General features: G+C 39.1%; 5 protein-coding genes. 4 read left to right on the top strand and 1 reads right to left on the bottom strand.

Annotation, left to right across the window (positions count from 1 at the left end; genetic code table 11):
* The 4 genes from AC075L_RS20855 to AC075L_RS20840 all read left to right on the top strand — a co-directional run.
* Positions 1–1040, top strand: a 1040-nt coding sequence (locus AC075L_RS20855) for a VirD4-like conjugal transfer protein, CD1115 family (protein ID WP_476388125.1), incomplete at its 5' end; no start/stop codon positions are given.
* Positions 1041–1161: 121 nt separating this feature from the next.
* Entirely contained in the window at positions 1162–1302 is a 141-nt protein-coding gene (locus AC075L_RS20850; RefSeq protein ID WP_029732077.1) for a Maff2 family mobile element protein, read from the top strand.
* Between the two features lie 163 nt (positions 1303–1465).
* Complete coding sequence (locus tag AC075L_RS20845) at positions 1466–1771, top strand: hypothetical protein (protein ID WP_002569240.1); 306 nt, start codon at positions 1466–1468, stop codon at positions 1769–1771.
* Positions 1772–1885: 114 nt separating this feature from the next.
* Positions 1886–2374 carry a hypothetical protein gene (locus AC075L_RS20840; RefSeq protein ID WP_002569239.1) on the top strand — a complete coding sequence of 163 codons (489 nt, stop codon included), beginning with the start codon at positions 1886–1888 and terminating at the stop codon, positions 2372–2374.
* 152 nt (positions 2375–2526) lie between these two features.
* Here AC075L_RS20840 and AC075L_RS20835 read toward each other — a convergent pair whose 3' ends face one another.
* Complete coding sequence (locus AC075L_RS20835; RefSeq protein WP_007037420.1) at positions 2527–2652, bottom strand: hypothetical protein; 126 nt, start codon at positions 2650–2652, stop codon at positions 2527–2529.
* Positions 2653–2983 lie beyond the last annotated feature (331 nt).

Raw genomic sequence — 2983 nt, 5'->3', positions numbered from 1 at the left:
TAAGCCTGACGGAGAAACTGCTGTACACAGCACTGATTGCCTTCATCTGGTATGAGGGTGATGAAGAGGAGAAGAATCTGAATACTCTTCTGGATCTTCTGAATGAAAGTGAAACCCGTGAAGAGGATGAAACTTACCAGAACCCGGTAGATATGATGTTCCAGGAACTGGAAGAAAGAGATCCGCAGCACTTTGCGGTCAGACAGTATAAAAAATACAAAATGGCGGCTGGCAAAACGGCGAAGTCGATTTTGATTTCCTGTGGTGCCAGACTTGCCCCATTTGATATCGCAGAGCTTCGTGAGATCATGTCTTACGATGAAATGGAACTGGATAAGATCGGAGACAGGAAAACAGCCTTGTTTCTGATTATGTCCGATACGGATACCACATTCAACTTTGTGATTGCGATGCTGCAGTCACAGCTTTTCAATCTGCTTTGCGACAAGGCAGATGATGAATATGGCGGCAGACTTCCGGTGCATGTGCGTGTCATCGCTGATGAGTTTGCCAACATCGGACAAATTCCTCAGTTTGACAAGCTGATCGCAACCATCCGAAGCAGGGAAATCTCTGCTTCTATTATTTTGCAGTCACAGAGCCAGTTAAAGGCAATGTATAAGGATAGTGCAGATACCATTCTGGGCAACTGTGATACGACTTTATTCCTTGGTGGGAAAGAGAAGACCACATTAAAGGAAATGAGTGAGCTTCTGGGTAAGGAAACCATTGACCTGTATAACACTTCGGAGACAAGAAGCAATCAGAAATCTTTTGGACTGAATTATCAGAAACTGGGGAAACAGTTGATGACAGAGGACGAGATTGCAGTCATGGATGGAGGAAAATGTATCCTGCAGATTCGTGGTGCCAGACCATTTTTCTCAGACAAATATGATATTACGAAACACAAAAACTATCGGCTTCTTGCAGATGAAAACGAGAAGAACCGATACAAGGTTGAGAAAGAGTTAAATCCGCAGTACACACCGAAATCTGAAGAAGAGGTGGAAGTAATTCAAGTAGATCTGTCGGAGTAACCTTGGGAATGAACGAAAAATAATAAGGAAAGGAATAACTGACATTAGGTGCGCCGGCTTTTTAGTCGGTGTTTTTTCATTCCCGTAAACACCTGAAAAAAGTCAGTTTTGGTGAATGTATATGGCATTTTTTAGCAGTGCAATTACAACTTTAAAAACTCTTGTAGTCGCAATCGGTGCAGGTCTTGGCGTGTGGGGTGTCGTAAACCTTCTGGAAGGATATGGGAATGACAATCCCGGCGCTAATGCTCATGTGCGGTAAAGTAATAAAAAGATTTAGGTAGCCGCCTTAACTATTCCTAAATAAGATAATATGCACAGTATTTTCTCGTAAATAGAAAATAAATTATTGCATTTTACCAATTATTATGTTAAAATGACAATGTAACAAAGAGCTATGTATTTTTAAGGAAAGGGAGGAACTTATGAATTTAAGAAAATCTATTTTAGCACTTTCAGTAGTAGCTGGAATTGTAGCTGCTCCAATGACTGTATTTGCCGCTCATACTCATAGTTGGGGTTCTCCCCAGTACTATGGATATGAAGATGAAATGCCTGGTATATATGATGACTGGGATAAATGTGCGACACGTCATGTATATAATTACAAACAATGTTTAATTTGTGGAGAAGTAAGCATTTATGAAGTTGAGACGATTGAAATGTCTCACAAATGGGTGAATGGTGCATGTGTATATTGCAACAAAGGTTACGCGAAAGAGATAAATTAACATAGTATCATTACCGGCAAGTTTATAATCAAAAAATAGAAAGCATTGAGAATATTTCAAAATTTCTTGAAAGTACTCTCAGTGCTTTCTTTGATAATATGAAAGGAGAAATAAATGCAAAAAAAACAACTTTCTGTATTAGTACTAATTATTTTATGCTTTTTATTAGGATGTAACAGAGAAACACCAAAAGATGAATCTCAACAAAATTATGAAGATGAATCTAATATTTCTAAAACAAATGGAGAAGAACTTGTAAATATAAACAGTGAATTGTTAGGTTCGACTCCTTTTGATATCCAAATCGATAAAACAGCATTGCAGACTAGAAAAGAAACAGAAACAGAAGTTACAATAAAGACAAATTTAACAGACTGGGGTTATACTGTTTCTTCTGAAAAAGGGAAAATATCTGATATAAATAAAAATTCATTCATATATATAGCACCTAAAGATGAGAGGGATGATACTATAAAAATACAATTATCGGACTATGAAAATGGCATATCATATGAATATACAATTCCACTTATTTTTGCGGGAAACAATGAACATTCTTTAGATAAATTCAAGGAAAATCTTTCAAGATTACCTAATAGTTAGTAAAGAGTCGATAGACTAAAGTACCACCATCCTCTTTTATTTCAACTGAATATCCATCCCGCCGCACCGCAGCGGCACATGAAGCAGTAAATCCGAAAAAGATTTGCTGCTTTTTTTGCGTCCATTTTTGGCAAATTTCCAAAAGTTCCGTATTAGACAGTGAAACCAAAAAAGGCTGCCATTTTTTTCAGACAGCGGGCAAAACGCAGCTTCCGAAACGCCTTATTGTCGGGAAAGACCGAGCCGCCGGAAAAGTTCTTGCCGGAAAGTCCGTCCATTCTGCTCTTTTGTGGTTTGTAGGGAGTAAGGGAAAAACGCCAGCCCGCAGCCTTTTATAAAAAAAGCTGGTTATAGATTTTCTGAAAAAGTGGCAGTAGCAAGTGAACGGCAGGCCGGCAGTTTCTTAGAGCAAGATTTTACCGAGGTGCCAAAATTCGCTTATCGCTCATTTTGCCCCTGCGGGAATCTTGTTGGGGAGTGCCTTCCCCAAACCCTGCTTATGCGGCTTGCGCCGCTGAAAAACCCCTCAAAATATTTTTCGGATTTTTCAAAAACAGTTCCGCTTCACACCCTGTTTTTCTCCTATTAGTGAGAGGACACCACGCACAG

The sequence above is a fragment of the Blautia sp. ZXY-1-B12 genome (genome assembly GCF_056339915.1).
Note: the sequence above shows the minus strand (reverse complement) of the source record. Positions and strands in the feature narration are given on the sequence as shown.

Coding starts and splice junctions, on each gene's coding strand:
- AC075L_RS20850 (WP_029732077.1), top strand. CDS start 1,162: ATGGCATTTTTTAGCAGTGCAATTACAACTTTAAAAACTCTTGTAGTC.
- AC075L_RS20845 (WP_002569240.1), top strand. CDS start 1,466: ATGAATTTAAGAAAATCTATTTTAGCACTTTCAGTAGTAGCTGGAATT.
- AC075L_RS20840 (WP_002569239.1), top strand. CDS start 1,886: ATGCAAAAAAAACAACTTTCTGTATTAGTACTAATTATTTTATGCTTT.
- AC075L_RS20835 (WP_007037420.1), bottom strand. CDS start 2,652: ATGGACGGACTTTCCGGCAAGAACTTTTCCGGCGGCTCGGTCTTTCCC.